The following is a 5,043-nucleotide window of genomic DNA, read 5'->3' on the forward strand; positions in this document are numbered from 1 at the left end:
TCCACCTGCTAGATTTGGAAATTTTCCGCCAGGTCTGTCAGCTGCAGCAGAGCTGCCAGCGGATGGGCCTGCCAATTCCAGTGATTTCCGTCAATATCTCACCGGTTGACTTCAACTCCTGCGACATTGTCGCGGAAATTGAGAAGATCCGGAACCAGTACCAGATTCCAAGCAAGTATCTGAAGATCGAGGTTTTGGAATCGGTCATCGTCAGCGCCCCGGACCAGCTGAAGGAGATCATCGCCCAGCTGCATGACCTGGGCTACGAGATCTGGATGGACGACTTTGGCAGCGGCTACTCCAGCATGAACAACCTGAAGGACTTTGACTTCGACCTGCTGAAGATCGACATGGCCTTTTTGGAAAACTTTACCGAGAACTCCCAGAGCAAGATCATCATTTCAGAAATCGTGGACATGGCCAAACGCCTGGGCATCGAAACCTTGTGCGAAGGGATCGAGAACCGGAGCCAGTCAGACTTCCTCAAAGAGATCGGCTGCCAGTACCAGCAGGGCTACCTCTTCGCGGCTTCCATGGAGCCGGATGAATTGCGGAACTTCCTGGGTGAAGCCGGCCAGCAGCTGGAAAACGTCAGCTTGAGCGACTACTACAGCCAGATCGACCGGGTCAACGTTTTGTCCAACCCGACCCACAGCCTGGCGGAACAGAATTCCAGCCTTGGTGAAAACATCGACGTGCCGATGGCCATCGTTGAAAAAGACGGCTGCAGCATAAACTATCTTTACTTCAACCATGCCCTGAAGCGGCTGCTGGCAATAGCTGAGAACGGGCAAGCTGTTTCGGCTGAGAATCTTGCTAAAACGCCATCCGTGGACAAATTCCTCTTAGAGCAGATGGACCGCTGCCAAGGCAAGAGCCAGGCAATTTCAGCTTCTTATGAAGAAGGCGGCTTGCACGTCAAGATTCGAATGCGCTGGCTGGCCAGTCAGGAAAAGAGTTCCTTCGTCTATATCGTTACGTCGGAACATTATCAAGAATAAGCAAGACCAACTCCGATTACGCGTCATTTAACGGTGATGCGCAACCCGCAAGCTATGGCTATAAGTAAAACAAGAGAGGCGTCAAGCAGTTCGTTGACCTGCTTGAGCGTCTTATCCGTCGTCGTTGCCAGCCACGATGACATGACCGAACCCTGACCCTGGAAAACGAGGAACTGAAATAAAGTCCATAACAAAACCAGCCCAAGCTGTCGCTTGAGCTGGTTTTTTGGTATTATTTTTTGCTTTTCGCTAATTACTTAAGCAGGTCCTTGGCCATTTCAAAGCAGCCAAGAGTAGCTGACCCGTTGTTGGCCACGATCGGCCGCACGATCATTTCGTCCAGGTCCGGCAGAGCAACGTAGTCGTTGTTCATTTCGGCAAAGTACTTTCTGACCGCTGGCATGTCGCCTTCGTTCAAAACTGACCCGCCGACAACCATGACGTCTGGCCGGATGGTCAGATAGATGTTGTAGAGCATCTCTGCCACGTAGTAGGAAATCAGGTCAAAGACTGGGTGGCTGCGGTCCAGGTCTTCACCAGGAATCCCGGTTCTGCCCTTGATGGTTGGACCAGCCGTCAAGCCTTCCCCGCAGGCGTCGTGGTGGAAAGGACAGCCGCCTTCATACTTGTCGTCCGCCCGCTTGGGAATGCGCATGTGGCCCATTTCTGAGTGGTTGGTGTAGCCGATGAAGTGGCCTTGCTGGATGGCCCCGGCCCCAACGCCAGTCCCGATGGTGATGTAAAGGTAGGTCTTTTCATCATCCCGGCCGCGGGCAATGTATTCCCCGTAGCAGGAAGCGTTGACGTCAGTCGTCAAAACGGCTGGCACGCCCAGTTCCTTTTCAAAGTAGCCCTTCAGTTCGGTATTTGACCAGCCTGGCTTCGGGGTCTTGGAAATGTAGCCAAAAGTTGCTGACTTCGGGTCGATGTCGATCGGACCAAAAGAGCCGATCCCGATGGCCTTGACCGGGTTCTCCTTGAAGAAGTCCCGGCAGGCTGCCAAAGTTTCCGCCGGAGTCGTGGTTGGCACCCGCTTGGTTGCCGTCGTTTCCCCGGTTTCCACGTTCTGCACGCCCAAAACGAACTTGGTGCCGCCGGCTTCAATACTGCCTACAAAAGTATCTGTCATGTTCTCACCTTTGCTTCTTGTTAACTTTCGATTTTGTCTTTTTAAGCTTCATCGCCTGGTTTGGAAGCGATAATCGTTGCTTGACCATCTAAAGTATAACAGGAAATCGTCGTTGGCAAAATCAGATGATCGCCTTTTTTCAGCGGGTAGGTCTGCCCGTCGACCGTCAAGTCGCAAGCCCCGTCCAAAACTGACAGCAAGCGGTACTTGCCGTCCTTGATCTCAAAGTCGCCCTTGCCGTAAACGTCCAGCTTGAAGACGCCGAAGTATTCCGCCATCACGAACTGGGTCACGTGGACGCCGCCGACATCCCATTCTTCATGGTTGAGCTTTGGCATCACAAACGGCACTTCTACCGTATCGATTGACTGCTGCAGGTGAAGCTCCCGGAGCTTGCCGGTCTTCTTGTCCACCCGGTCAAAGTCGTACATCCGGTAGGTGGTGTCGCTGGACTGCTGGGTTTCCAAAACCATGATGCCGCTGCCCACAGCGTGCACCATGCCATGCGGCACGTAGAAGAAGTCGCCTTCGTGAACCGGCACGGTTCTAAGGAACTTCTTCCATTCCCCATTTTTCACCATTTCGGCGAATTCTTCCCGGGTCTGGGCGTTGTGGCCGTAGTAGAGCTTGGCGCCCGGCTTGGCCTTGATCACGTACCAGGATTCGGTCTTGCCCAGTTCCCCTTCGTGGATTCTGGCGTATTCATTGTCCGGGTGCACTTGGACGGACAGGTCCTGGTTGGCATCCAAAATCTTGGTCAGGAGCGGGAAGACGTCGCCCTTGGCATTGCCGAAAAGTTCGCGGTGCTGGTCCCAGAGCTCGTTGAGCTTCATCCCCTTGTAAGGGCCGTTCTTGATAGTTGCCGGGCCATGCGGGTGGGCTGAAATCGCCCAAGCTTCACCGGTGTGGTCGCTGGGAATCTGGTAGCCAAATTCGTCTTTTAAGCCAGTGCCGCCCCAGATTTTTTCATGAAAAACTGGTTCCAAAAATAATGGTTCTGCCATCTGTTTTGATTCTCCTTAAAAAACATATTTTTTCTTTACCGCTTCCATTGTAAACCTTTTCGGCAAAGCTTGTCGATGGAATTTAGTCAGCGTCGAGCTCGCCCGTGTCGCTCAGCTTCCGGTACCAGTAGGCGGACTTCTTCAAGGTCTTCTTCTGGGTGTGGATGTCGTCGCGGATCAGGCCGTAGCGGTTCCGGTAAGCGTTCATCCAGGACCAGTTGTCGATGGCGGTCCAGAGGAAGTAGCCCTTGCAGTTGGCCCCTTCGCTGATCCCCTTGTGCAGCCACTTCAAGTGGTCGCGGATGAAGTTGATCCGGTAGTCGTCCTGGACTTCGCCCTTGTCATCCAGGAAGCGTTCTTCTCTGGAAACGCCCATGCCGTTTTCTGAAACAAACCATGGGAAGTTGCCGTAGTTTTCACGCAAATTGACGGAGATGTCGTAGAGGGCCTTCGGGTAGATTTCCCAGCCCTTGTCGACGTTCATGACCCGGCCCGGCATCTCGTAGTTGTCGAAGTGGATGTCCGGCATCCAGTCCTGCAGGCTCTTTGGCGAGATGGCTGGCGCTTGGACCCGCATCGGCTGGTAGTAGTTGACGCCCAGCAGGTCGATCGTGCTTTCCTTGATCAGGTCCAGCTCTTCTTGAGTGGCGTCCCAGAGAACCCCGTCGTCTGCCAGGATCTTGATGATTTTTTCCGGGAAGGTCCCCTTGATGGCGGCCTCAAGCCAGAGGTCAACGCACCAGAGGTTGGCGAATTCCGCTGCTTCCAGGTCAGCCGGCTCATTTGATCTCGGGTAAGCCGGGGTCAGGTTCAGGATGATCCCGACCGTGTGCTCGTCGTCCTTGAAGCGGGCGCGGAACTTTTGAATGGCCTTGGCGGAAGCCAGGTTGATGTTGTAGGTCACCTGAACGGCCAGAGGGCCGTCTACCTTGAGCGGGTAGTGGAACTTGTACAGGTAGGCTCCGTCGACGATGACCTTTGGCTCGTTGAAGGTAAACCAGTGCTTGACCCGGTCGCCGTAAAGCTCGAAGCACTTGTCGGCAAACTTGGCAAACAGGTCTCCGACGTGCTTGTCTTCCCAGCCGCCGTACTTCTTCTGCAGTTCATAAGGCATGTCGAAGTGGCAGAGGTTCATGTATGGCTCAATGCCGTTTTCCAGCATGCAATCGATCAGGTCGCTGTAGAACTTGGCCCCTGCCGGGTCGACTTCCCCGGTCTCAAAGTCGGCGATTAGGCGGGACCACTGGATCGAGGTCCGCAGGTGCTTGATGCCGGCTTCCTTCATCAAAGGCAGGTCCTTTTGGTAGTCATTGTAAAAGTTGGACGCCGTGTCCGGCCCGACCCCATTGTAAAAAGCTTGCGGGTCAGTGTCGTACCAGTAGTCAAAGACGTTGCGGTGGCGCTTGTTAAAGCGGCCTTCAGTCTGCGGGCCTGAGCAGGCAGCCCCCCAGGCAAAATCATCTGGAAACTTCAGCATTATTTTTCTCCATGTTCTTGTTCAAAATCATATACGCAGCCGCGCAGGTTGGCTTCGCCGCGGTATTCGCACACGGCCAGGTCCGGCTTGACGGTGGCAATGCCCACTTCTTGCCGGATCCGGTCGATTTCTTCGTTCAAAAGACCCAGCAGGTCAGGGTTGTTGGAAATCGCCCCGCCGATGATGATCTTTTCCGGGTCAAAGCCGTGCTGGAGGTTGAAAATAGCAGCCGCCAAAGCCTTGATCGACCGGTTTCTTTCCTTAAGGGCCAGAGGGTCGCCCGCCTTGGCCAGGTCGTAGACTTCCTTGCCGGAAGCCTCATGGCCGCTGGCCTTGCTGTAGCGTTCAGCCATCTGGACCGGGGAAGCCGCCTGGCTCAAGGTCATGCCGGCTTCAGCGGTGGTCTGGTAGCCGAACTCGCCCCCGTAGAGG

At 54.6% G+C, this 5,043-nt stretch carries 5 protein-coding genes; 1 reads left to right on the plus strand and 4 read right to left on the minus strand.

Annotated features, from left to right (window positions below; translation table 11 throughout):
* A partial coding sequence (locus lacNas_RS12365; protein WP_201346907.1) for an EAL domain-containing protein occupies positions 1-1,001 on the plus strand: 1,001 nt, incomplete at its 5' end.
* A 253-nt stretch (positions 1,002-1,254) separates the two neighbouring features.
* Here the strand turns inward: lacNas_RS12365 and lacNas_RS12370 are convergent.
* The 4 genes from lacNas_RS12370 to lacNas_RS12385 all read right to left on the minus strand — a co-directional run.
* Entirely contained in the window at positions 1,255-2,130 is an 876-nt protein-coding gene (locus lacNas_RS12370; RefSeq protein WP_201332151.1) for an ROK family protein, read from the minus strand.
* Between the two features lie 41 nt (positions 2,131-2,171).
* Positions 2,172-3,134: a type I phosphomannose isomerase catalytic subunit gene (locus tag lacNas_RS12375; protein WP_201332152.1), complete on the minus strand. Its 963-nt coding sequence runs from the start codon at positions 3,132-3,134 to the stop codon at positions 2,172-2,174.
* A gap of 82 nt (positions 3,135-3,216) precedes the next feature.
* Positions 3,217-4,611, minus strand: coding sequence for a glycoside hydrolase family 1 protein (locus tag lacNas_RS12380; RefSeq protein WP_201332153.1), 1,395 nt, complete (start codon positions 4,609-4,611; stop codon positions 3,217-3,219).
* On the minus strand, positions 4,611-5,043 hold a 433-nt coding region (locus lacNas_RS12385), incomplete at its 5' end, for an ROK family protein (protein WP_201346908.1). The genes lacNas_RS12380 and lacNas_RS12385, both read right to left, overlap by 1 nt.

The organism is Lactobacillus nasalidis (genome assembly GCF_016587775.1).
Classification (GTDB): domain Bacteria; phylum Bacillota; class Bacilli; order Lactobacillales; family Lactobacillaceae; genus Lactobacillus; species Lactobacillus nasalidis.